The organism is Paenibacillus sp. IHB B 3084 (genome assembly GCF_001447315.1).
Lineage (GTDB): Bacteria > Bacillota > Bacilli > Paenibacillales > Paenibacillaceae > Paenibacillus.
Map to the genome: position 1 here is coordinate 2,520,490 of NZ_CP013203.1, position 23,509 is coordinate 2,543,998.

At 48.3% G+C, this 23,509-nt stretch carries 22 protein-coding genes; all 22 read right to left on the bottom strand.

Features of this window, described 5'->3' with window-relative positions; translation table 11 throughout:
• Positions 1-3: 3 nt before the first annotated feature.
• A complete protein-coding gene (locus ASL14_RS11735; protein WP_134911711.1) occupies positions 4-1,704 on the bottom strand; it encodes a thiamine pyrophosphate-binding protein in 1,701 nt (566 codons plus the stop codon).
• Positions 1,701-2,924: an aldehyde dehydrogenase family protein gene (locus ASL14_RS11740; protein ID WP_134911712.1), complete on the bottom strand. Its 1,224-nt coding sequence runs from the start codon at positions 2,922-2,924 to the stop codon at positions 1,701-1,703. The genes ASL14_RS11735 and ASL14_RS11740 overlap by 4 nt, the downstream gene beginning before the upstream one ends.
• Before the next feature lie 98 nt (positions 2,925-3,022).
• A complete protein-coding gene (locus ASL14_RS11745; RefSeq protein ID WP_134911713.1) occupies positions 3,023-4,483 on the bottom strand; it encodes a class I adenylate-forming enzyme family protein in 1,461 nt (486 codons plus the stop codon).
• 12 nt (positions 4,484-4,495) lie between these two features.
• Entirely contained in the window at positions 4,496-5,266 is a 771-nt protein-coding gene (locus ASL14_RS11750; protein ID WP_044646065.1) for an enoyl-ACP reductase FabI, read from the bottom strand.
• A gap of 505 nt (positions 5,267-5,771) precedes the next feature.
• Positions 5,772-6,299: a hypothetical protein gene (locus ASL14_RS11755; RefSeq protein WP_134911714.1), complete on the bottom strand. Its 528-nt coding sequence runs from the start codon at positions 6,297-6,299 to the stop codon at positions 5,772-5,774.
• A gap of 299 nt (positions 6,300-6,598) precedes the next feature.
• Complete coding sequence (locus tag ASL14_RS11760; protein WP_134911715.1) at positions 6,599-7,936, bottom strand: TrkH family potassium uptake protein; 1,338 nt, start codon at positions 7,934-7,936, stop codon at positions 6,599-6,601.
• Between the two features lie 85 nt (positions 7,937-8,021).
• Positions 8,022-9,548: a lysine--tRNA ligase gene (gene lysS, locus ASL14_RS11765; protein ID WP_134911716.1), complete on the bottom strand. Its 1,527-nt coding sequence runs from the start codon at positions 9,546-9,548 to the stop codon at positions 8,022-8,024.
• A gap of 109 nt (positions 9,549-9,657) precedes the next feature.
• Positions 9,658-10,134 carry a transcription elongation factor GreA gene (greA, locus tag ASL14_RS11770; RefSeq protein WP_134911717.1) on the bottom strand — a complete coding sequence of 159 codons (477 nt, stop codon included), beginning with the start codon at positions 10,132-10,134 and terminating at the stop codon, positions 9,658-9,660.
• Positions 10,135-10,348: 214 nt separating this feature from the next.
• Positions 10,349-11,377: a tRNA dihydrouridine synthase DusB gene (gene dusB, locus ASL14_RS11775; RefSeq protein ID WP_134911718.1), complete on the bottom strand. Its 1,029-nt coding sequence runs from the start codon at positions 11,375-11,377 to the stop codon at positions 10,349-10,351.
• A 46-nt stretch (positions 11,378-11,423) separates the two neighbouring features.
• A complete protein-coding gene (locus ASL14_RS11780; RefSeq protein WP_187644971.1) occupies positions 11,424-11,624 on the bottom strand; it encodes a helix-turn-helix domain-containing protein in 201 nt (66 codons plus the stop codon).
• Entirely contained in the window at positions 11,576-12,124 is a 549-nt protein-coding gene (gene folK, locus ASL14_RS11785; protein WP_134911719.1) for a 2-amino-4-hydroxy-6-hydroxymethyldihydropteridine diphosphokinase, read from the bottom strand. The genes ASL14_RS11780 and folK overlap by 49 nt, the downstream gene beginning before the upstream one ends.
• A gap of 9 nt (positions 12,125-12,133) precedes the next feature.
• Entirely contained in the window at positions 12,134-12,496 is a 363-nt protein-coding gene (folB, locus tag ASL14_RS11790) for a dihydroneopterin aldolase (RefSeq protein ID WP_007428051.1), read from the bottom strand.
• A gap of 218 nt (positions 12,497-12,714) precedes the next feature.
• Complete coding sequence (folP, locus tag ASL14_RS11795; RefSeq protein WP_134911720.1) at positions 12,715-13,581, bottom strand: dihydropteroate synthase; 867 nt, start codon at positions 13,579-13,581, stop codon at positions 12,715-12,717.
• Positions 13,578-14,474 carry an aminotransferase class IV gene (locus ASL14_RS11800; protein WP_134911721.1) on the bottom strand — a complete coding sequence of 299 codons (897 nt, stop codon included), beginning with the start codon at positions 14,472-14,474 and terminating at the stop codon, positions 13,578-13,580. Before ASL14_RS11800 ends, folP begins: the two co-directional genes overlap by 4 nt.
• 3 nt (positions 14,475-14,477) lie before the next feature.
• Positions 14,478-15,053: an aminodeoxychorismate/anthranilate synthase component II gene (pabA, locus tag ASL14_RS11805; protein WP_134911722.1), complete on the bottom strand. Its 576-nt coding sequence runs from the start codon at positions 15,051-15,053 to the stop codon at positions 14,478-14,480.
• Positions 15,054-15,058: 5 nt separating this feature from the next.
• Positions 15,059-16,681, bottom strand: coding sequence for an anthranilate synthase component I family protein (locus ASL14_RS11810; RefSeq protein WP_134911723.1), 1,623 nt, complete (start codon positions 16,679-16,681; stop codon positions 15,059-15,061).
• A 128-nt stretch (positions 16,682-16,809) separates the two neighbouring features.
• On the bottom strand, positions 16,810-17,748 hold the full coding sequence (gene cysK, locus ASL14_RS11815; RefSeq protein WP_134911724.1) for a cysteine synthase A: 939 nt from the start codon (positions 17,746-17,748) through the stop codon (positions 16,810-16,812).
• A gap of 217 nt (positions 17,749-17,965) precedes the next feature.
• Positions 17,966-18,910: a peptidyl-prolyl cis-trans isomerase gene (locus ASL14_RS11820; protein WP_134911725.1), complete on the bottom strand. Its 945-nt coding sequence runs from the start codon at positions 18,908-18,910 to the stop codon at positions 17,966-17,968.
• A 20-nt stretch (positions 18,911-18,930) separates the two neighbouring features.
• The gene (gene hslO / locus ASL14_RS11825) at positions 18,931-19,815 is read right to left on the bottom strand and encodes an Hsp33 family molecular chaperone HslO (RefSeq protein WP_134911726.1); all 885 of its coding nucleotides are present in this window, start codon (positions 19,813-19,815) and stop codon (positions 18,931-18,933) included.
• A 224-nt stretch (positions 19,816-20,039) separates the two neighbouring features.
• The gene (locus tag ASL14_RS11830; protein WP_134911727.1) at positions 20,040-20,807 is read right to left on the bottom strand and encodes a type III pantothenate kinase; all 768 of its coding nucleotides are present in this window, start codon (positions 20,805-20,807) and stop codon (positions 20,040-20,042) included.
• A 6-nt stretch (positions 20,808-20,813) separates the two neighbouring features.
• On the bottom strand, positions 20,814-21,704 hold the full coding sequence (gene nadC / locus ASL14_RS11835; protein ID WP_134911728.1) for a carboxylating nicotinate-nucleotide diphosphorylase: 891 nt from the start codon (positions 21,702-21,704) through the stop codon (positions 20,814-20,816).
• Positions 21,694-23,307, bottom strand: coding sequence for an L-aspartate oxidase (gene nadB, locus ASL14_RS11840; RefSeq protein WP_134911729.1), 1,614 nt, complete (start codon positions 23,305-23,307; stop codon positions 21,694-21,696). Before nadB ends, nadC begins: the two co-directional genes overlap by 11 nt.
• Positions 23,308-23,509 lie beyond the last annotated feature (202 nt).

Genomic DNA, 23,509 nt, shown 5'->3' on the forward strand with positions numbered 1-23,509 from the left:
AAATTAATTCTTGGAAGCCTGTTGCTCGTAGAGAGGAAAGTCGCCATACACATGACTGATTTTCTCATGCACATCCGCAAGATCAACATATACCTCGACGACCACAAGCTTGTTCTCCTGATACTTTTGCCAAGCAAGCTGAAGCTGTTCCCGGGCCTCCCCCTTGCTCCGGATCGCAAGACTTTCCACAAACTCATACTGTGGAATTTGGATTCCTGTCTTGGCCGCCTCGGAGACAAATGGGAGGGACTGCCCTGAAAGGTGCTTATAATTCATCTGATTTTGCAACCAGCCATACCCGCCATTATTGAGTACGAGATAGATCAGCGGTATTTGATACTGCACAGCCGTCATAAAATCCGAACAGAAGAGATTAAACGCACCGTCCCCTACCAGTGCCACTACTGGACGTTCTGTTGCCACGCTTGCTCCCAGAGCAGCCGCCGCACCGAATCCAAGACTCGTTTGATCACTAGGAACAATTGAAAGAGAACCGTGGGCAAAGCGAAAATATGGATAAAAATAGGACCACATATCCTGCAATCCATTCTCTTGAAGAAGCACCAGATTCTCAGGGAACTCTGTCTGAATCATGTCCAACAGCTCAGGAACGTGGATTCCAGAGGTCTTTTTCAGCTCTTCCAGATAAATAGCCCTTTGAGAAAAAGCCTCCTGTTTACAACTCCTAATCGTTTCAAGCCACACTCCATCAGGCTCCTGTCCGCGCCGTTCAAGCCACTGCTCCACCGCTGCATATCCATCACCAAGCACCTTGATACCCCTGTATTCGTGTGCAAAATCCTCCAGATTTACATTGACTTGAATTAAAGGTGTATCCTGTAGCAAAATATCCCACTCGAAAGTAGCCGTTTCCTCCAATCGACTGCCCAATGTGATCACCACATCAGATTCCTTCCAGATTTGTCTTAGACTGAGATCCGTATAGAGTCCCGCAACACCACAGAAGAGTTCGTGGTCTTCATTAACTACACTTCGTCCCGAGGCGGTTGCGAACAAGGCCGCTCCATGTTGGTTAGCGAACCGCTCAATCACATCACCTGTACCTGACTTCATTCCGCCTCCGACCAGAATGAGTGGCCTGCGGGCAGTCTCAATAATCCCCCACGCCGCATCCAACTCCCGACGAGACGGAGAGCACGACAGCTTTTCTGGTGGGGTAAACTGAAGCCCTGTCGGCACAGGCTGGTCCATCAGGTTTTCGGGTAGTTCAATATAGACCGGACCTGGAGCCCCATTGATCGCCAAAAAGGCAGCCCGCTCCATCGCCCATACAAGCCGATCTACATGTTCGACACGATAAGCCCATTTTACGAGCGGCTTCACGAGTGAGATTTGATCGGCTTCCTGAAAGGATCGGGTACCCAGCTTGTCCCCTCCGGTGCCAAGCGCCAAAAGTAAAAGCGGAGCACCCAGGTTCTTCGCTTCCAGCAGCCCTGTAAGTGTATTACTAAGCGCAGGGCCTTTACCTACAACACATACGGACATCTGGTTGGTTGTGAGTGCATAGCCTGCTGCCATGAACACAGCATTACGTTGATCTTTGCACAGAATAAAATCCATACCGGATGAGGGGAGTGACGATACGATTTTGAGATCATCACTTGGTAATCCAAAGAGATGCTGAACCCCAGCCGATTTTAAGTAGCCAATGATGGCATCCCAGGGGAATAAGCTCGCAGTCATACCAAACTCCTCTTTTCCGACAAATATTCTGCGACAATTTTTGAAATCAAAATGGGCTTCGAAACGAGCTTGAAATCGTAAAAAATATAGTTCGACATCGTGCCATAGCCACCAAAGGGCTTATTGCCCTGATCCACATCCTCAAGCGTCTCATTAATGGTCAGCGTGTGCTTCTTTCGCAGGACGTCCGTCAGGTGATCAGACCCGTATAAGCTGCAGCCCATCGCACGTTCACTGAAATAGCTGGAGGAAATACGCTTGATTAGCTGCTCGTCGTCTCGGTAGCTAACCACGTTGAAGACCGGTGAAAAATACTCAATAATCTCCAAACCCTGATCTAGCTCGCTATATACAATCGTCGGCTCCATCTTTTTCGTACGGAAATCAATGCCACCGCCGTAAATAATAAACTTATCGTTCGTATTAAAATATTCCGAAACCGAATACAGCGTGTCTTTATAGAAAATAGGGGAATAGCTCGCGTTCGGATCATTGTTGGCTCCAAACACCAGTTGGTCAAGCCGCTCAATTAGCAAGTTTTTAAAATTCTCCGTCACATCTTGATGCACCAGAATGATGTCGGGCCCCAGGCAGTCCTGTCCAGAATTGAACAATCTCATTCGGATCACATCGGTAACCGCCAGCTCCAGATCGGCATCAGGTCCAATGATGAAAGGATTTATCCCTTGTCCGTAAAAGATGTAGAGCTGTTCTTTTCGAATCTGTTTTTTGATTTTCTCCGCATTGGTATAGCTACCCGTGAACACCACAATATCAGCTGGCAAAACGGAATTTTCCATGAAAACTCTCTGGCTAACCTTACGAATATAGATGGGTAATCCATGTACAGCCTGGAGCTTTTCATGCAGCATGTTGACGTACTCGTTTACGTGAGAAGAAGGACGAAAGTCTATATTCTCAACGTACAGGGACGGAATCAAGAGGTATAATGCATAGGAATACAAAACGACGTTGGAAGGCATAAATACAGCCATAGATCGTTGCAGGCTTGGTTGATAGGTCTGCACTTCTTGTAAAGCACCTTGAAGTGTGAGGATCGTGGAATCAATTTCTGCATCGGCGGCCCGATAAGATGAAAATTGGGTGAGAATATCCATCACTTCCTGCCGATGCTCAATCAAATAATTAAGGCACTTCAGAATTGCTTCATGCCTTTCCAAAAAAAGCGTGTTTTTTGCCAGTTCCGGATTCATACTCATGGTGCAATCTCCCTTTCCTATATGCAGTTTTTGTTAGACATCTTTTCTTTCTGCCAGGATACTTTATAAACCAGATAGGGCCTCCGTTTACTCAACACTTACACTTTGCGAGAAGCAGCTTTCTCCAGGGCAATGTGCTCCATCTCCAGCCGATCTACTTTTCCATTGCGATTTAAAGGAAAATGGGCGAGCGGAAGCAAAAGATCGGGAAACATGTATGAAGGAAGTACCCGATTCATCTCTTTGCGGAGTACAGACAAAGCCTGCGGGGATTCGCCTTCGATGAATGCAACAAGCAATGTCCCTTTCGCCTCGTCCTCCAAGGTGATCACGCAGGATCGGTAACCTAGCGAACCAATCCGGTCCTCGATATAGACCGGAGATACCATATAGCCCATCCGGTTGACCGTCTTACCGCTGCGACCAATGACATACAGCATTTCGTCATCCAGGTAGCCCAGATCGCCCGTCTTGAACCAGCCGTCCTGAAGAACCGACTGCGTCAGGTCTGGACGATTCAGGTAGCCTTCCATGCATCCCGCACTGCGTATCCACACTTCGCCTACGATGCCGTCCGCCTGCTGCTCGCCAGCAGCATCTAGTATTTTCAGATCCACACCCGGCAACGGCTTGCCACAACCTTGTGGACACTCCAGCGTCCCCAGCGTAACGTTGCCCAATTCAGAAAGGCCGTAACCATTCAGCAAGGGCTGTCCAAATATGTTGTTAAATTTCTCTTCGAGGTCTTGGGTAAGTGGAGAACCGCCTACGCACCACATGCGCACCGGAGCTTCCTTGACCATTTCCAGTTGTTCGGGTTTTCGGTTTAGCATACGCAACAAGGTGTAAAAAGCCGAGGGGTTAGCGTCTACGACCGTCGCCCGGTCCTTCGTAATACTTGCAATGACGCTCCAGAGGTTTTTAGGATTGCAAATGATGAGAGAACATGAGGTTAACCACCAGGAGAAGATAAGTGAGATTCCATAAAAATGAGAGAAAGGCACAACGGGGAGCATATGGTCAGACGGCAGGTAGTTCATGGCGTGTATGGAATGCCTGATATTCTCCATAAAAGCTGAACCAGCTTTCACGATTCCCTTGGGTTTTCCCGTCGTACCTGAAGAATACAGAATGAGGGCATCCGATCTCTCGCACCACTTGTTAAAGTCGATGCCATGGATCTCCGGCTCTCCAACCCAATGTAGGTGTACTGCTTCTTCTTGGATTAGATCTTGAATCAGAATAACTGAAGCATGAGAAAGTCCTGGATCGCAATCGGTCAGGATACAGCAGGCACCCGCTTCGTCGTAAATTTGAGCTATTTCATCAAGCACGGTCTGCTCGTCCACTACAGTCACCGAAACAGCTATGTTGCACAGGGAGAACAGAGAAACAACAAAATAATAAGAATTGGCCGCTTTCAGAATCACTCTGCCTTCTTCAGGAATTCCCCGGAGAGCCAACATACGGGAGAAGATCGTAACATCCCGCTCCAGACGCTCCCTTGTCATAATCCCTTCAGGCGAGATAATACGGCAATCCGTATGCGTAACAAGCACAGCGTTCCCTCCTCACATCCCCGTAATATGGTATCCTGCATCAACATGGATAACTTCTCCCGTAATGCCTCTCGATAAATGGGAAAATAGGAATAACGCGGTATCTCCAACTTCGGACGTGTCGACCGTCTTGCGTAGGGGCGTCGTCTCTTCGATATGCTTTAGCATCGTGCTAAAATCCTTAATCCCATATGCGGCCAAAGTCCGTATGGGACCAGCCGAAATCGCATTGACACGAATACCATAAGTACCCAGATCGTTCGACAGATAGCGCATGCTTGCTTCCAGTGAAGCCTTCGCCACACCCATAACGTTGTAATTCTTGATCGCTCGTTCTGCGCCAATATACGTCATGGTGACGATACTTCCACCCTCCGTCATCAGCGGGTAAATTCGTCGGGAAACAGCAGCCAAAGAATAGGCACTGATTTCTTGAGCAATGGCGAATCCCTCGCGAGAAGTGTCGACGAACAGGCCGTCCAAATCCTCAGCCTTAGCATAGGCAACACTGTGAAAATAACCATGCAGGACGCCTACTTTCTCCTTTAGAAAATCCGCCAGTGCATCCAATTCTTCATTGCTTTGTACATTACAGGGACAGACAATGGACCCCGGAATCGTTTCAACGAGCTTTAGCACCCGATCTGCGACCCTCTCATTTTCGTAAGTAAAAATGAGCCTTGCTCCTTCAGCAGCTAAAGATTGGGCTGTCCCCCAGGCAATACTCCTGTTATTAGCCACGCCCATAATCAAAATGTTCTTACCACTCAGCAGTGCTGCCACAGAAACCACCTTTCTCATTTACATTTTTCGACAAAAAAACAACTTAATTTCGTATGTCTACATATATAGACATATGTAATCTTTTCTGGAATATTATCATGTTAGTTGCCAAAGTTAAACAATCGACGTTTTACGCAGATTCAAGAATTCATCTAAAATTCATAAATATTTGCAAGACATAAAATCATCTTATTACTCTCCTTCTTAAAAAGGTCAGGAGAACACATGATGCGTGCTGTCTGTCAGCTCACGAAAAAATAATCTGAACTGCTTCTGTTGGTCTGTGTTCAAATCGGAAGGAATCCATACGAGTGAAAAGGTAGAGAGGCAAAAATGAGGTTACTGTCAAAGCGAGAGTAGTGTAAAAATATTATTTTATGCTCCCCACAATAGCGACGGACTCAGCAAACTACCGGAAGTGACAACTTCATTTTTTACCATCAATGTCCCTTCCGATTTGAACATCCTGATTGATCGGTCTTATTTCATCCGAGTGTGCTGAGGGCTACGCCTTATTTTTCTTTGGAGCCAAAGTATAGCTAAAGGAAACAATAAAGTCGATTACCAGAACGATTGCCCATGTACTCATAATGCCATCCAAGGAAACCGTACGCTGTGGATCATCTACATACACAATGATGGCGAGCAGTAGAGCGTTGCCAATGACCCAGCCCAACAGGTGAAGCAACCACCCCGTCCGTTCCTCTTTTGCATGAGCAGCCCCATATTTGCGTTCGGGCTTCGGTCCCTTGCCAAACCAATGAGAGAACCGCACATCTGCCCATTTAATTAACCTATGACCAAATGCCACCGTAATGCCAAGATAGCAAGCCGCCAGGCCAGTAGCAGTCGTAATCTCCATGCCGCTGCTCACCGTGATGAACACCGCAATCAGTAACAGGACATCAATAATAGGAGTACACAGTAAAAGAAGACCGCCTAATTTCTTTAAGCCAAACATATATCTTGCGATCAACCCTAAAACAACAAAAACCCAGAATAAAACTTCAGCACTAATAATAAATAAATACATAATAGATAATTCCTTTCAAATTGAAATTGGTAAACCCCTCAGCTATCCCCCTTCCATGCCCACTATCATACAATATTATACATAATATTCCTAGTATCTTGTCTATAATTACATAAAAGGAAACAAATAGCCTTTTTTCTACAAAAAAATAGTCTCTGTCAAGTCCATGGTGCCTCATTTTCTCAAATTGGATACTTTTCATGATATGCTGCACATTAGACGATGATGATGCAAAATGAAAAAAGATGCACCCGTGTCAATCAGCACGGGTGCATCTTTTATCTTTTTACACTATTGAGCTATCCAATCACGATATGTCCTTCGGGACGGCGGTACAGCGTTTTGGTAGAGCGTGGACGAATGGCATAAGCAATCGTAAGCGGCCCAATTCTGCCTATGAACATGGTCACACAAATAATCAGCTTTCCCGCATCAGACAGTCCCGGGGTCACACCTACCGACATGCCCACCGTTCCGATCGCAGAGGCAGCCTCAAACGCAAGTGAGAGAAAAGCCGCATCCTCTGTCATTAAGAGCAGCATGACCACAATGGAGAAGATGAATAGCGCCAATACAATAATGGTCAGCGCACGCATCATAATATCTTTAGGAACCCGGTGGCGAAAGAACACAATTTCCTTCTGTCCCCGCATGACGGCAATTAGGGCGCCAACCATCAGCAGGAACGTAGTCGTTTTGATTCCTCCCCCGGTGGAGCCCGGAGAAGCACCGATAATCATCAACAACATAATAAAAAACTGGCTGGCCTGCCTTAACCCGCTGATATCTACTGTGCTGGTACCCGATGATCGAGTGGAAACGGACTGAAAGACAGATGCGTACACTTTTTCTTCCCAGTTCATTGAGCCCAAGGTTCGTGCATTGCTAAACTCAAAAATAAATATGACCAGCGCACCAATCACAATAAGCCCACCCGACACACTTAACACCATTTTGGAGTGAAGACTCAGTCTCCGGGTGCGGCGAAAATCGAACAGATCACTTAGTACAAGAAAGCCCAATCCCCCTGAAATGACAAGCACAGATGCAATCATATTGAATACAAAATCTCCGGCATACCGTTGGAAGCTGCTTCCGAACAGGTCAAATCCCCCGTTATTAAAAAGAGATACCGAATGGAATATTCCGTAGTATATCGCTTGTCCGACGGGCATCTCCCTCATCCACCGCAAAGCCATGACTACGGCAGCTATTGCCTCAATGGTAAAAGAGAAGATCAGCACCTTGCGGATAATACGCACGATTCCTTCCATGCTGTCGGCACTAATAGCTTCTTTGAGCAGCAGTCGGTCCTTCAGCGACAATCGACGCCCGAACAGCAACGCAAACAATGTCGCCAAGGTCATAAAACCAAGTCCGCCCAGTTGCATCAGCACCATAATAACGGTCTCTCCAAACATCGTATAGGTTGAATCAACGTCAACCACGACTAATCCTGTGACACAGGCAGCGGAGACGGACGTAAAAAGCGAATCAATCCAATGTGGAGCATGCCCGCTATGATTGGATATAGGAAGCATCAGCAGTAAAGTGCCTAATGCAATAATCAGCAAATATCCGATGACCAATATAAAAGGAGGGGATGCAAACCGGGTTAGCTTGACGCTGCGTTTCATTAGAAGTTTTCTCTCCATCCGTTCTTATGAAAAAGAGGAACAAGACACGGGAAGCCCGGCTGATCCTCTATATTCATAATTTATGTTATTCTACCGTACGGTTACGCATATGCGGGAAAAGCAGCACATCGCGAATGGAAGGAGCATCTGTCAGCAACATAACCAAGCGATCGATGCCGATGCCCAGTCCGCCTGTTGGCGGCATGCCGTATTCCAAGGCACGGATAAAATCATCATCCATTTCATGAGCCTCGTCATTGCCGTGCTCACGTTCCAGCAATTGTGCTTCAAAACGTTGACGTTGGTCAATCGGATCATTCAGCTCAGTGAATGCGTTAGCATGCTCACGAGCTACAACAAACAACTCGAAGCGATCCGTAAAGCGTGGATCTTGTTCATTTCTCTTCGCCAATGGCGAGATTTCAACCGGATGCCCGGTAATAAAGGTCGGTTGAATAAGTGTTTCCTCTACAAATTGTTCGAAGAAGGCATTCAGAATATGTCCAAAGGTCATATGCGGCTCTACCGGCACTTTATGCTCTTTCGCAAGGCGATGAGCTTCTTCATTGCTCAATTGTGCGCCAAAATCCACGCCTGTTACTTCTTTAACCGCATCAACCATAGATACTCTGCGCCATTGCGGCGTCAGGTCCACTTCCTGGCCCTGATAATGAATATGCTGTGTGCCAAGCACTTCTTGCGCAATGTGAGCCACCATGTTTTCCGTCAATTGCATGATGTCCTGGTAGTCAGCATACGCTTCATACAGCTCAATCATCGTAAACTCAGGGTTATGGCGAGTGGATATACCTTCATTACGGTAAACGCGACCGATCTCATATACTTTCTCCAATCCGCCGACAATCAGTCGTTTCAGATGAAGTTCAATGGCAATACGCATATATAGCTGCATGTCCAGTGCATTATGATGTGTAATAAACGGCTTGGCCGCCGCCCCACCTGCGATGGAATGCAGTGTTGGCGTTTCAACCTCCAAATAACCGAGCGAGTCCAGATAACGGCGCATGGATTGAATAATACGGGAACGTGTAATGAACGTTTTTTGTACTTCCGGATTCATAACCAGATCGACATAGCGCTGACGGTAGCGCAGCTCAACATCCTTCAGACCATGATATTTTTCCGGCAATGGGTACAACGATTTGGACAATACCTCAAGGTCCAGCACCTTAATGGTGGTCTCGCCTGTTTTGGTCTTGAACAGTACGCCTTTAATCCCCACAATGTCGCCCAGATCCAAAATACCGAATGCTTTGTATTTGGCTTCCGGCACGGTATCTTGACGAACATAGATTTGAATACGTCCACTGAGATCCTGTACATGGGCAAAGCTAGCTTTCCCCATAACCCGTTTGGCCATAATACGGCCTGCAATGCTAATTTCAATATTCTTTTCTTCCAGTTCTTCCTTAGTCAGACTGTCATACTTGCTTAGCAGTACACCCGCCTCAGCTGTGCGTATGTATTTACGACCAAAAGGGTCAATGCCCAACGAGCGAAGCTCGTCCAATTTGGCGCGGCGAATTTGCAGCAGTTCGCTTAGTTCCTCACGATTTTCTTGAGGTTCCTGGTTAGTAGTTTCATCCGACATGGTGCTAAATCAGCTCCTTCAATATGAATAGACGGGCCGGGGTCCGTCCGGGTGTGAGAAAAAAAGCTTCCCCAAGGAAGCTTTTACATTCAATTCCAAAGTCCGTGTCTTATTTTTTGATATCCACGATTTTATATTGTATAACGCCTGCTGGAACGGTAACATCTACAACAGTTCCTTTTTTCTTACCAAGCATTGCCTTGCCAAGCGGACTTTCATTGGAGATTTTATTCTGTAGTGGGTCCGATTCAGCTGAACCTACGATCGCATACTCTGTAACATCTCCGAATTCCATATCCTCAACGGTCACGGTTGCGCCTACTCCCACAACATCAGTTTCAATTTCATCACTATTGATAATGCGGGCATTGCGTAGCATTTTTTCCAGTGTAATTACACGGCCTTCAATGAAAGCCTGCTCATTCTTCGCATCCTCATACTCGGAGTTTTCACTGATATCCCCGTATCCGATAGCTACCTTAATCCGTTCCGCCACTTCACGGCGTTTGACAGACTTCAGGTTCTCAAGCTCATCTTCGAGCTTTCTAAGACCTTCCTGTGTCAGAATGACTGCTTTATCGCTCATCTTAACCGATTCTCCTGTCATGGGAAAAGTTTAAAAGTGCATCGGAATGCACGCTTTCAAAACATAATATGCCACTCTGAGGGAATGAGAACATTTCCTGCTGTTGTCTTGAGAGCTGCATACAATTTGTAGCATACATCAAGATTTTATACTGAACGATTATAGGGCAAGTAATTGGAAAAGTCAATCACATACAAAGGCAGAAACAGCTTCCTTATTGCGCAACGGCGGCAGGAGAAACAGCCTCTGTGGAATGTTCATCATTTTCTACCGTGTGTAGTCCGGATACAAAACCATCCAAAATACGTACCATATCATCACGTCTCGTTTCTTCCATAACAACGTCCTTAATGCGTGCAGAGCCTCTAAGTCCTTTGAGGTACCAGGCCAGATGCTTACGCATTTCGCGTACAGCCACGGCTTCGCCCTTCAATGCCACCAGACGATCCATATGCAGAATGGCAATGCGGATTTTTTCTTCCGGTGAAGGATCAGGCAAAAGCTTCCCTGTCTGCAAATACTCAATCGTACGGTACAGCATCCAAGGATTACCCAGAGCGCCGCGTCCGATCATAACACCGTCACAGTTGGTCAAATCCAGCATCCGGCGGGCATCTTCCGGTGTTGCCACGTCCCCGTTTCCGATTACAGGAATGGAAACTGCTTCTTTAACTTCTTTTATAATATCCCAGTTCGCATGTCCCGTATACAATTGCTCCCGTGTACGACCATGTACGCTGACAGCCTGACCTCCGGCACGTTCTACGGCGCGGGCGTTCTCTACGGCATAAATATGCTCGCTGTCCCATCCAATACGCATTTTCACGGTAACAGGTTTGCTAACGGATTCCACGACTGCGGATACCATTTCATAAATTTTATTCGGATCAAGCAGCCAGCGGGCACCCGCATCACATTTGGTTACCTTCGGAACCGGGCAGCCCATATTGATGTCAATAATATCTGCGTTCGTCTCCTGATCCACAACCTTCGCCGCTTCCACCAAGGATTCACGGTCTCCCCCAAAAATTTGCAGACTGAGCGGCTTCTCGCGCTCATCTACGAACAACATCTCACGGGTGCGCTTGTTACCGTGAATGATTGCCTTGTCACTAACCATTTCTGCACATACCAAGCCTGTGCCAAATTCCTTGGCAATCAGACGGAAAGCAGGGTTACACACGCCCGCCATCGGAGCCAGGACGACCTGATTTTTCATTTCAACACCGCCGATTTTCAACATTCTCTGTTCACTCCTTTATTCATACTTGTATATGGTGTACTTATCGTCATTCCGTCAGTTCCCGGACTTGTATTTCTAGGGTTTGGGCAATAAGGTTCAGCATGTCAGGCTCTATTGTTCGGTTGCCCCGTTCCACAGCACCCAGTATGGCCAACGATATGCCAGTTCGCTCAGCCAACTCCTGCTGCGTAAATCCTTTTAGCTTCCGAAAGGCGCGAAGCCGTTGTGCCAACTGCATGTTTTCCAAAACTGTATGCCGTCCTTTCCATCCAATGATTTCAATGCGGTATGCACGATACTGTACAGGCCGGATGGATCTTGGTTCGGAACGATATCAGCCAATGGGACAAGCACAAAAGCACGCTCCAGCATGCGGGGATGAGGAAGCTCCAAATCCGATGTAGCGAGCTCCACCGCTTCCATCCATAACAAATCCAAATCAATGGTGCGCGGACCGTTAGGAATATGTCTTACTCGACCCAGACGGCTCTCTACTTCTAACATGAAGGTCAGAAGCTCTTCTGGAGCAAGTGTTGTGGATACGGCTGCTGTCATGTTTAGAAAAGAAGGCTGATTCAGGTACCCGACAGGCTCTGTTTCGTACAGGCTGGAGCAACGCAGCACCCGTATACCCGGATGTTCGTCCAGCGCCGTGATGGCTTCATACAGGGTATGCTCACGATCCCCCAAATTAGCCCCTAAAGCAATATAAGCCTCTGATGCCTCAGAGGTCGAATGTGCGTTCATGTACCGTTCCTACTTTCTTGCGCGATAAAGCTCAACCGTCACGCCCTCAAAATGAATATCGAACGGCGGATGCGGCTTTGTGACTTTGACAGTCAGTGCATTGACACTAGTATAAGTGTCCAGTAAGGAAGATGCAATACGTTCGCCCAAAGCTTCAATCAATTGGTAAGATTCCTTTTCTACAATATCTTTAACGGTGTAATGCACCTCAGCGTAATTAACCGTTTTGTCCAATGCATCCTGCTCGCCTGCCTCACGCAGATCAAGCTCCAGTTCCAAATCAATGTAGAAACGCTGTCCCAGCTTGCGCTCTTCAGGAAAAACGCCATGATATCCATAATACTCCATGCGATGCAAAACCATTTTATCCACCGGTAATAAGCCCCTCTTTTTTAATTGAATTTTTTTATAATAAATTTTTTTCTGAAAATGCAGTGACTTTATGCGGGCAGTAGCGTAGCGAATTATTTGAATCCGAAGAAGCGTAGCGCTCGCCTTTGCAATGGGATTTTTACCTCTACATGTTTTACCAATTCAAAAAATCCCGTTGCAACAGCGATCGCAGGATCAAATGATTCGTGAAGCGGGCTTTACCCGCCATAACTCAGTGCGTTTTTAGACCCGTACACCATCGCATCACACATCCGTACCGTGCGTTTGATTTGCGCAACATCATGTACACGCACTATCTGACAGCCTTGGGCAATGCCAAAGGCGACAGTAGCTGCTGTACCCTCAACTACATCATCTACAGGCAAATCCAGCGCTGTACGGATAAATCTTTTGCGTGACGTCGCTAATAACAGCGGATAACCCAACTGACTTAGCGTATCCAGAGAGGTCATAGCATGAATATTTTCGTCGTAATCTTTGGCAAACCCGATGCCGGGATCTAAAATGATCTGTTCCGCACGTACACCCGCATCCAGCGCCAATCCGATACTTCCTTTTAAATCATCAATCATATCAGGTATAAAATCGCTATAGTTACGGTCATGACGATTATGCATTAAAATGACTGGACAATCGAATTGTGAAGCTACACGTGCCATGTCAGGATCTGCCTTAAATCCCCACACATCATTGATGATATGCGCACCCGCTTCAAGGGCCTGCCGGGCTACTTCAGCTTTGTAAGTATCCACAGACAATGGAATGTGAGGAGCAATACGGTGAATAGCCTGTACTACCGGAATGACACGGGCCAGCTCTTCTTCCACACCTACCGGATCATGCCCCGGCCGGGTAGACTCCCCGCCAATATCAATAATATCGGCTCCATCCTCCACCAGCTTCAAGGCATGTAAAACAGCAATCTCCAGACTATTGTGCAATCCGCCATCGGAAAATGAATCCGGGGTCACGTTCAGTATACCCATCACCTGAGTGGCATTTCCGAGCGTAAGCTCGGCATCGCCCATCTGATAGCTTCGTCGGTAAATGGTCGGTATATTCAATTTATCCCTGCTTTCTCTCTGTAATCGTGTAACAGCAGAGCGGTTATGGAACCGGTCTGTGTCCAGGCATCGGATAACCGGTACGTCGTTCCATCCGGCTCCAGCAACAGGTTCACAGGCCGGATTTCCTGTATGGAATTCGTCATAAATATTTCATCAGCCAGTCGCAGCTCGTCCCAACGGTATAGACCCTGCTCACAGTGGACACCTCTCGCTTGCGCCAGTTCTAGAATGAGTCCACGTGTAATCCCTGACAGGATACCTGTGGACAGGTCTGGGGTGTACAGCGTACCGTTTCGGACAAAAAACAGGTTGCTGACCATTCCTTCTGCCAGGAAACCGTCTGCCGTAAGCATCATGCCTTCAGCCTTATGCTGGACGGCAGTGACGTACTGCTGAAGCTCTCGCTTGGCGAGAATGTTATTCATATAATGGAGCGACTTTAAACGAATCTCGCCCTCGGGCGTGTTTCTCGGAGTTCGCAACAACTGAAGCGCCGATACGGCAGTCGTTCCCACGGCTTCTATATGCGTAGCGGGTAACGGCTTGGCGAACAAAATATGGTTAGGGCGCGTATAGTCACCAGACGGCAAGCCGAGTATCTCTTCGCCCGCAGACACTGTGTAGCGGATATATGCTTCGTTCAGACCATTCGCGACCATCAGACTGTGGATATGCTCGGTAAGCTGGTTCTTGTCCGGTTGAAAAGGAATGCCCAGCATCTGGCAGCCCTCTGCCAGTCTGTGCAAATGGCGATCAAGCAGGAACGGAACTCCCTTGTAGGTACGGAAGGTCTCAAACAGGCCCATTCCGTACAAAAAGCCGTGATCACTTACGTGAATCACGGCATCTGCGGCTTCCGTGAGGGCGCCATTGACTCCGATGTATTTCATCAATCAGACGCCTACCTTGCGTTTTAGGAAATTGCGTAACAGTTGATGTCCGTGGTCCGTAATGATGGACTCCGGATGGAACTGAACTCCTTCCACGGCAAACTCTATATGCCGCAAGCCCATAATTTCACCTTCCGCAGTTTCAGCGGTAATTTCCAGACATTCAGGCAGGCTCTCGCGCTCCACCAGCAAAGAATGATACCGGGTCGCTGTGAACGGGGAAGGCAAGCCTTCAAATACCGATGTATTATGGTGGAGAATCGGTGATGTTTTGCCGTGCATGAGTCGTTCAGCCCGGATGACATGGCCGCCAAACGCCTGTCCGATGGCCTGGTGACCGAGACAAACGCCGAAGATCGGAATCCGTCCTTTAAAGTGGCTAATCACGTCCAGCGATATTCCCGCCTCATTCGGCGTGCATGGACCTGGCGAAATCAGAATATGCTCTGGCGCCAACTCTTCTATGCCTTTCAGATCAATCTCATCGTTCCGTCTTACGGTTACTTCCTCGCCAAGCTCACCCAAGTACTGAACAAGATTGTACGTAAACGAATCATAGTTATCAATCACCAAAATCATACGACTCACCCTCCTGTGATACCGCTCTTGCTCAAAGCGGCTTCTTCTTCACCACATTGTACTGCCTTCATGACGGCTCTTGCCTTATTTCGGCACTCGCGATATTCCCTGTACGGGTCTGAGTCAATGACAATGCCTGCACCTGCCTGTAAATAGGCCGTGCTGCCTCTGACAGCTAGTGTTCTTATTATAATATTTAATTCCATATTGCCGTTATAGTCAATCCATCCCATGGACCCTGTATAAGGACCACGCCGGACAGGCTCTAATTCTTCAATAATTTCCATAGTACGCACCTTGGGCGCTCCGGTAATGGTTCCCCCCGGAAAGGTAGCAGCAATCACATCTAAAGCGGTACGACCCGCGGCCAGCTTGCCCTCTACTTGAGAAACGAGATGCATCACGTGCGAATAGTACTCGACAGTCAGCAACTCCGGCACATGCACCGTTCCGTATTCAGCAATCCGGCCGATATCATTACGTTCCAGATCGACGAGCATAATATGCTCGGCACGCTCTTTTTCGCTCGATAGCAGCTCAGCAGCCATGGCGCTATCCTCTTCCGGTGTCAGTCCTCGCCTTCTCGTACCTGCAATGGGACGTGCGCTGACGCGTCCATCTTCCAGCTTAACCAACAATTCCGGCGAACCGCTGACGATTCGTAAATCCGGCATACGCAGCAGGCCCATGTAAGGGGAAGGGTTCAGCAGGCGAAGCCACTCATAGATATCCTCAGGTTGGGCTACCAGCGTACGTTGCTGACGAATCGACAGGTTTACCTGAAACACGTCACCTTGTGCAATGTATTCCTGCACGCGCTTTACGGCGTGTTCAAAGTCCTCTTGGTTGAAAGCTGCTTTCCAGCCTTCTGCTTCATGATGAGTAGCGAACAGCTCTTCTTCAGCAAGCCTTGTGCAACGGCGAATATAGGCAGGGTCAGATGCTCCGGCTTGTATGATGTTTTCCCACTGGGTCAGCATACGTTCTGCACGCTGGACAGCTTCTGCGTAATATTCGGAAAGTATGGCTTTCTGCCGATCCAAAGCGACATCATCGACATTGACGGTGTTACTACTGACGGTATCCAAGTGAACAGGTGTGGGCGTATGAACAGCGCAATAAATACGGCCTTCCTCATGATCATAGATCCATAGCTCGTTCACTTGCATCCATACATAGTCCGGTATGCCTGTATCGTCTGCTGCCTGCATCGGTAGGCGCTCCAGTGAGCGAGCTACATCGTAGCCAAGATAACCAGCAAAGCCCCCAGTGAAAAAAGGAATACCCGGTACGCGCGGCGCACGGTAGGGAGCGATCCAGTCGTTCATGACTGTCAGGGGCTGACCTTGTATGAGATCACGCTTGCCGCTTTTTAGATCGGTCCAGACTGCCTGTTCCCCTTTACCTTCCAATAAAGCAACCGGATTTAAGCCCAGATAGGTGTATCTCCCGCCTTTAGCGCTCTCCAGTAAAAAGGCATAGGGTGACGAATTCTCCCATGCCTTCTGCCATGATAACGGTAAACCGTCCGCAGGTAACTGATACTCAGCAATATATGGGATTATACTCCATCCTTCCTTCTGCCAGGCCTGCCACTGTGCCTCCGTTACTCTAGCTGTCGATTTCATGCGTGTGCTTCCCCTTCCCTTACTTTGCGCAAAGTTCTGTATGCTAATTTTTAAAAAGAATCCCCCACCCCCCTGACAACAGGGAAATGAGGGACTCCTTACATATAGTATACACAATTACAACGTAATTACAGTTCGAAATTATACAGTGGCGTACTCAGGTAACGTTCACCATTACTTGGAACGATGACAACAATGCGCTTGCCTTTGCCCAATTCTTTAGCCAGTTTCAAAGCTGCATGAACAGCCGCACCGGAGGAAATACCTGACAAGATACCCTCTTCCTTGGCTACTGTACGCGCAACTTCGAAAGCTTCATCGTTTTCTACATGAATAATTTCATCATAGATGTCACGGTTCAAAATTTCAGGAATGAAGTTGGCACCAATTCCCTGAATTTTGTGGGGTCCTGGCTTACCACCAGCCAAGATTGGAGAAGCAGCCGGCTCTACAGCAACGATTTTGATTTCAGGGAATTCTTTCTTAAGCACTTCCCCTGCACCAGAAATAGTACCGCCTGTACCAATCCCTGCTACAAAACCGTCCAAGCTGCCGCCGATGGAGCGAATGGCTTCCACGATCTCAGGACCTGTCGTTTCACGGTGAATTTTGATATTGGCTTTGTTCTTGAACTGCTCGGCAGCAAAATACTCCGGATTCTCACTCAGCAGCTCTTCCATTTTCTTAACAGATCCGTTCATGCCTTCCGATCCGGGTGTCAGCACAAGTTCTGCTCCGTAAGCACGCAACAAGTTGCGACGCTCCAAACTCATTGTTTCTGGCATAACGATTACTGCCTTGTAGCCCTTCGCGGCTGCAACCATGGCCAAGCCGATTCCTGTATTACCGCTGGTAGCTTCAATAATCGTACCGCCTGGTTTGAGCAGTCCTTCACGTTCGGCCTCTTCCACCATACTAATCGCGATGCGGTCTTTTACACTGGACCCCGGGTTCTGGTATTCCAGTTTCAAATAAATTTCTGCGCTATCTTCCGGTACGATCCGGTTAAGACGGACGAGAGGGGTCTCCCCGATAAGTTCGGTAACGTTATTGACGACTTTAGCCATGATAAGTTCCTCCCTGACATTGAATGTTATATTAATTTTTTGCAGAATCACATTGTTAATCAATCCTGATTTTAATTTCCGATAAAAAAGGTGGGTTTTCCACGATAATCATAACAATCTTCAAATCCATTGTCAATACGAGCCATAAAATACACGACTCCTCCAGCTCTGATTTTCAGCATCGCGCTTCCTTCAATCCAAGAATCGCTCACTCTGTTTATAGAGAAATGGATGGCATATCTTTTCCAGGCAAAATCCGTACCCCGTATTTATCACGCAGACTTTTCTCTACCTCTTCCAGAGGAGCAGCTTGAGCGAGTGCAAGCGAGCGACGAATTTGCTGTCGAATCTGTTGTTCGTTCGTGGGAGCTTCCAGGCGGATATCCTGTACAAAAATGACGGCATAACCCTCGTTAACTGCAATGGGACCAGCAACATCACCGGAACTTAGCTCTCTCGCTGCCTCCATAATCTCTTGCGGCTGAAAAGGATCATACTCGTCCACCCATCCCAGCTGTCCACTTTTGTCTCTGCCGAAAAGATGACTGGAATGTTCTTGAAGCAGTGTATCAAAGCTTTCTCCCTGCTTGACCCGTTCCAGCAGCATCTCAGCTTCCTCCGCTTGGGTCGCGTATATAGCTGCCAGCTTGATCTGCTTGCCGACTGCAAATTCCTCCGGGTGCTGCTTCCAGTACTGGTCAATATCAGCTTCCTGAACCTGAATACCCTGTGTGGCTATTTTCTCCAACCCAATCCGGTATTCCGCCTCACTCCGCAAATCATCCGGATTTAAGCCAAACTGTTGCTGCATTTCCTCAAAATAGGCGCGATCCGAAGCATACCCTTTACTATCTTGCTCCAAAACCTGCTGCAAATCCTCTTGGGTAACCTTGATACCGAGACGCCCAGCCTCCGCCTCCACAACTTTGCGGTTTAGCATTTGTAACAGTGTAGTGGCTCCATAGCGTTTTTTCAGCTCCGCAATCCACTGCTCCTCCGATATGCCTTCCTGACCCATTTCCGCCACAGCATGATCGCCGTCGCCCTTGGTTACATCACCCGGCTTTAACAGCCCGCGAAGCATGATAAGACCACCCAAGGCGGCGACACTGACGGTCAGGATAATGACAGCCGTCCATAATCCTTTCTCCCGTGTAGTCATCGCTCGCACCGCCCATCCGGTTAGGCTTTGGCTTGATCTAACAGATTTTGCAATTCGTCTTTATTAAACTGATAAGCCTCATTACAGAAATGGCACACCACCTCGGCCTGTCCCTCTTCCTCAATCAGCTGCTCCAATTCGCTTTCTCCCAAGCTGATCAATGTTTTTTCCACACGCTCTCGCGAGCATTCACATTGGAAATGAATATCCATTTCGTCGAGAACCCGAACGTCCGGCAGCATCCAGCGCAGCATTTCATCAAGCTCTAAACCCTGATCCAACAGAGCTGTAACTGGCGGAATGGAGCCGACTGCATTTTCGATGGCCGTAATCTCATCATCATCCAAGCCCGGAAGCAATTGAATAATAAATCCGCCTGCCACGATAACCGAATTATCGGTATCCACCAGCACGCCTAAACCCACTGCTGAAGGTGTCTGCTCCGATTTAGCAAAATAGTAGGTGAAGTCCTCACCCAGCTCGCCGGAAATAATTGGGGTACTACCCCGATAGGGTTCTTTTAACCCCAAATCCTTGATGATATGAATAAAGCCCTCTGTTCCGACAGCACCTGCTACATCCAGTTTGCCCATACTATTACTCGGCAAATGTACATGCGGCTCGGACACATAGCCCCGCACCTCACCTACAGCGTTAGCATCAACGACGATTTGTCCAATTGGACCGTCACCTTTAACTTGAATGGTCAGTCGCTCTTTGCCTTTTAACATAGAACCCATAATGGCACCCGCTGTAAGCGTTCGTCCCAAAGCAGCGGTGGCGGTAGGATACGTATCATGTCTTCTCCGCAGTTCCTCCACCAGTTCTGTTGTCCGAACCGCAAAGGCTCTGACCCTTCCATCCATAGCTGTACCACGAATAAGTCGATCCTGTTTCTTTTCCATATTGAGTTCCTCCCCTATTCTCAGAGCAGCTATATGCTGTTATTTTCGTTAGTAAGTGTTCCCGCATAACTACAAAGCATGATTTTCTGCTATATAAATAACCTGTATCTACAGATCACGCGAATCGTTCAAAAACGTAACATATTTCAGTATAGACGAAAAACGCCGCCAATCCAAACCGGTTTCATCTCCGGCTGGCCTCGGCGGCAGCTTATATCTATTTTTTATTCAGCGTTACGTTGGTAAATGATGCGCAATCCTTCCAGCGTCAACATCGGCAACACTTTCTGAATGCTCCGTGTCTCCGAGGCAATTAACTCGGCAAGACCTCCGGTAGCAATAACCGTAGGCTCTGCCTGCATTTCCTCCTTGATGCGCTCCACAATACCGTCCACTTGCCCTGCATAACCGAAAATGATCCCCGCTTGCATAGCATGAACCGTATTGCGGCCGATGACCTTCTTGGGTTTTTCCAGCTCAATGCGAGGCAGCTTGGAAGCTCGTTGATACAGCGCCTCCGTCGATATCCCGATACCCGGCACAATGACCCCACCCAGGTAGTTTCCCTTGGCATCAATACAATCAAACGTCGTCGCCGTTCCAAAATCGACCACAACCAGAGGACCGCCATACCGCTCGACAGCAGCAACCGCGTTCACGATCCGGTCAGCCCCTACTTCCCGCGGATTTTCATAACGCAGATTAAGACCGGTCTTGATTCCCGGTCCGACGATGAGGGGTGTTCTGCCTATGTATTTGTCGCACATTTCCTCCAACACATGAACCAGCGGTGGAACGACTGAGGAGATAATGACCCCTTTAATATCATCCTTCAATACACCGCCCATACTAAAAAGATTATGTATGAGCACGCCATATTCATCTGCGGTAGCCTGTCTGGAGGTGCTGATCCGGTAATGATGCAGCAGCTCTCGCCCCTGATACATCCCCAGCACAATATTGGTATTGCCCACATCCACTACAAGAATCAATCGGTGTCACCTATCTTTCTTTGCGTTAAGGTCAAGGCTGATATCCAGATTATGAAAAGAGTACGTCAGCCTGCCTACAGAAATCACATCTACGCCACTCTCAGCCATCGCACGCACCGTATCCAGCGATACATTGCCTGAGGCTTCCGTTTTGACATGTGGAGCTTGTTCCCGAATGAAACGAACTGCTTCCTTCATGTCCTGAACGGACATGTTATCCAGCATAATAATATCCGCTCCGGCATTCAGCGCTTCTTGAACTTGTTCCATATTTTCCGTCTCTACTTCAATCGTCATCGTGTGCGGAATATGAGTACGTGCCCGGGTCACCGCCTGCATAATCCCACCCGCACCCTTGATATGATTATCCTTAATCATAACGGCATCGTACAAGCCAAACCGATGGTTGGAACCGCCACCCACACGAACAGCGTACTTTTCAAGCAACCGATGCCCTGGTGTTGTTTTCCGTGTGTCCACCAAGCGCGTCGAGAGTCCATGAAGCTGATCAACAAAGGATTTGGTTCGCGTCGCAATGCCCGACATCCGCTGAATCAAGTTTAGAGCCAAACGTTCTCCCGTCAGAATCGCATGGGTACTCCCTGTCACTTCTGCCAGAACAGTTCCCTGCTCAATCCACTGCCCATCAGTCACCAGTGGAGTGAAGGACAGCGAGGGGTCTACGACCCGAAATACGAGTTCTGCCACGGGCAAGCCCGCAACAACGCCAGGCTCCTTGGCATGGATTACCGCCTTGGATTGGTGATTCGGCTCGATGGTCCAGCGCGTGGTCACATCACCCGATCCTGTATCTTCTCGCAGCCAGCTGCGAATTTGTGCTGTCAGTTCCTCCTGATACCCGCTAAATTCTCCATAATGCTCGCTGTTAGATGTCATGAATGTACTCCTCCGTTATCCCTTGCTCACGTCGCTGCTGGACATGCTTGCGCCATATGCCATCTTCTGCTACAGGGAAATCCTCACGGTAATGTGCTCCCCTGCTTTCCTCACGCAGCAGCGCCCCATCCGTGACCAGCAGACCACAAGTGAGCAAATTGGCAAATTCGATCTCTTCCCGGCTGGTCAGGGCAGCGCTGAAAACGGACAACTGCCCTCGTAGCTGATCCAGTGCTGCTTGTAACCCCTCCCCATTCCGACGGACTCCGGCATAATGAACCATTGTTTCTTGCAGCTTGAGCTGCTGCTCTATGATAGACGAAGCCAGAGAGTCCCCGCGGTTGTCATCGTAGGATATCAGCGTATGACCGGCCAGCGGCGGTAAAGAATGTAACCGCTCGACAATCCTGCTGCCGAATACGACCGCCTCAGATAACGAATTACTCGCCAAACGATTAGCCCCGTGTACACCAGTGGAAGACACCTCACCACATGCGAACAGGCGTGCAAGGGTGGTTTCTCCATGCAAATTGGTCTGGACGCCGCCCATCATATAATGCGCAGCGGGCGCTATGGGAATCCAGTCCGCCGTTATATCCAGACCATAGGAAAGGCATGTCCGATAAATGGTTGGAAACCGTTGCTTGATCCGTTCGGACGGTTCATGTTTAATATCAAGGTATACAAACGCAGCCTGCGTACGTTCCATCTCATGAACGATTGCACGAGCTACAATATCCCTTGGTGCGAGTTCCTGTCGGGAATCATACTGCTCCATGAAACGCTCTCCATGAATATTGCGCAACACAGCCCCTTCACCCCGCACGGCTTCAGAAATCAGAAATCTTGGAGCACCCGGATGGCACAACGCTGTCGGATGAAACTGTATAAATTCCATATCCCGCACAGCTGCCCCGGCGCGATATGCCATAGCAACCCCGTCCCCGGTCGCGATATCCGGATTGGTCGTATATCGAAATAATTGTCCGCCGCCCCCGGAGCATAAAATCGTTGCATTCGCAGTGACATATAATCGTTCGCCATTCGGCTTTTGAACGAGAGCGCCGATGCACTCGCCATGCTCGGTTATCAGGTCGATCACCATATGCTCGTTCCACACCTCGATAGCGGGATGATCAGCGACCTTCTCTGACAATGCACGAACAATTTCATAGCCAGTGGCATCCCCATTTGCGTGCAAGATGCGCCGATGGCTATGTGCGCCTTCCTGTGTCAGCGCAAGCTCGCCATTCTCTCGGTCAAAGGCAGTCCCTAAACGTATTAATTCCTGCACACCGCCTGGCCCCTCATGGACAAGCGCCCTGACCGCTTCCGGTTCACACAGACCTGCACCTGCAATCAGGGTATCTTGAATATGATAAACTGGTGCATCCTCATCCGAAGTGACAGCGGCGATGCCGCCTTGTGCATACCGGGTGTTGCTTTCCAACAATGTCTTCTTGGTAATTAGCAACACCCGCCGATTCTCCGCAGCCTTAATGGCCGTGTATAAACCCGCAATGCCGGAGCCGATAATCATCACGTCGGCTTCAAATTTGGGCAATTCCGCTATGTCAAAATCAACCAGATATCTTGGAATCATGCCTTCACCTGTTTCACAGAGAATAGCGCACACCATAGGTTGTACAGTATGCGCTCACGGTATATGTTCAAAAGAATTGAAAGTCGATTACAGCGGCAGAAAGCATTTATAGTCAAGCACACAAACAGCCGTTTATTTATCAATAAATGTACACAACGTTCCTCCGTCTGTCAAATCGCCTCAGCTATTTCTCCAGTATTTA

Bases quoted from the DNA above. Each gene is read 5' to 3' on its own strand.
- ASL14_RS11820 (WP_134911725.1), bottom strand. From the start codon at position 18,910: ATGACTACACGGGAGAAAGGATTATGGACGGCTGTCATTATCCTGACC.
- dusB (WP_134911718.1), bottom strand. From the start codon at position 11,377: ATGTTGAAAATCGGCGGTGTTGAAATGAAAAATCAGGTCGTCCTGGCT.
- cysK (WP_134911724.1), bottom strand. From the start codon at position 17,748: ATGGCTAAAGTCGTCAATAACGTTACCGAACTTATCGGGGAGACCCCT.
- ASL14_RS11800 (WP_134911721.1), bottom strand. From the start codon at position 14,474: ATGAAATACATCGGAGTCAATGGCGCCCTCACGGAAGCCGCAGATGCC.
- ASL14_RS11810 (WP_134911723.1), bottom strand. From the start codon at position 16,681: ATGAAATCGACAGCTAGAGTAACGGAGGCACAGTGGCAGGCCTGGCAG.
- hslO (WP_134911726.1), bottom strand. From the start codon at position 19,815: ATGGAAAAGAAACAGGATCGACTTATTCGTGGTACAGCTATGGATGGA.
- ASL14_RS11755 (WP_134911714.1), bottom strand. From the start codon at position 6,299: ATGTATTTATTTATTATTAGTGCTGAAGTTTTATTCTGGGTTTTTGTT.
- nadB (WP_134911729.1), bottom strand. From the start codon at position 23,307: ATGATTCCAAGATATCTGGTTGATTTTGACATAGCGGAATTGCCCAAA.
- ASL14_RS11735 (WP_134911711.1), bottom strand. From the start codon at position 1,704: ATGACTGCGAGCTTATTCCCCTGGGATGCCATCATTGGCTACTTAAAA.
- lysS (WP_134911716.1), bottom strand. From the start codon at position 9,548: ATGTCGGATGAAACTACTAACCAGGAACCTCAAGAAAATCGTGAGGAA.
- folK (WP_134911719.1), bottom strand. From the start codon at position 12,124: ATGAACGCACATTCGACCTCTGAGGCATCAGAGGCTTATATTGCTTTA.
- nadC (WP_134911728.1), bottom strand. From the start codon at position 21,704: ATGACATCTAACAGCGAGCATTATGGAGAATTTAGCGGGTATCAGGAG.
- greA (WP_134911717.1), bottom strand. From the start codon at position 10,134: ATGAGCGATAAAGCAGTCATTCTGACACAGGAAGGTCTTAGAAAGCTC.
- ASL14_RS11740 (WP_134911712.1), bottom strand. From the start codon at position 2,924: ATGAGTATGAATCCGGAACTGGCAAAAAACACGCTTTTTTTGGAAAGG.
- ASL14_RS11760 (WP_134911715.1), bottom strand. From the start codon at position 7,936: ATGAAACGCAGCGTCAAGCTAACCCGGTTTGCATCCCCTCCTTTTATA.
- pabA (WP_134911722.1), bottom strand. From the start codon at position 15,053: ATGATTTTGGTGATTGATAACTATGATTCGTTTACGTACAATCTTGTT.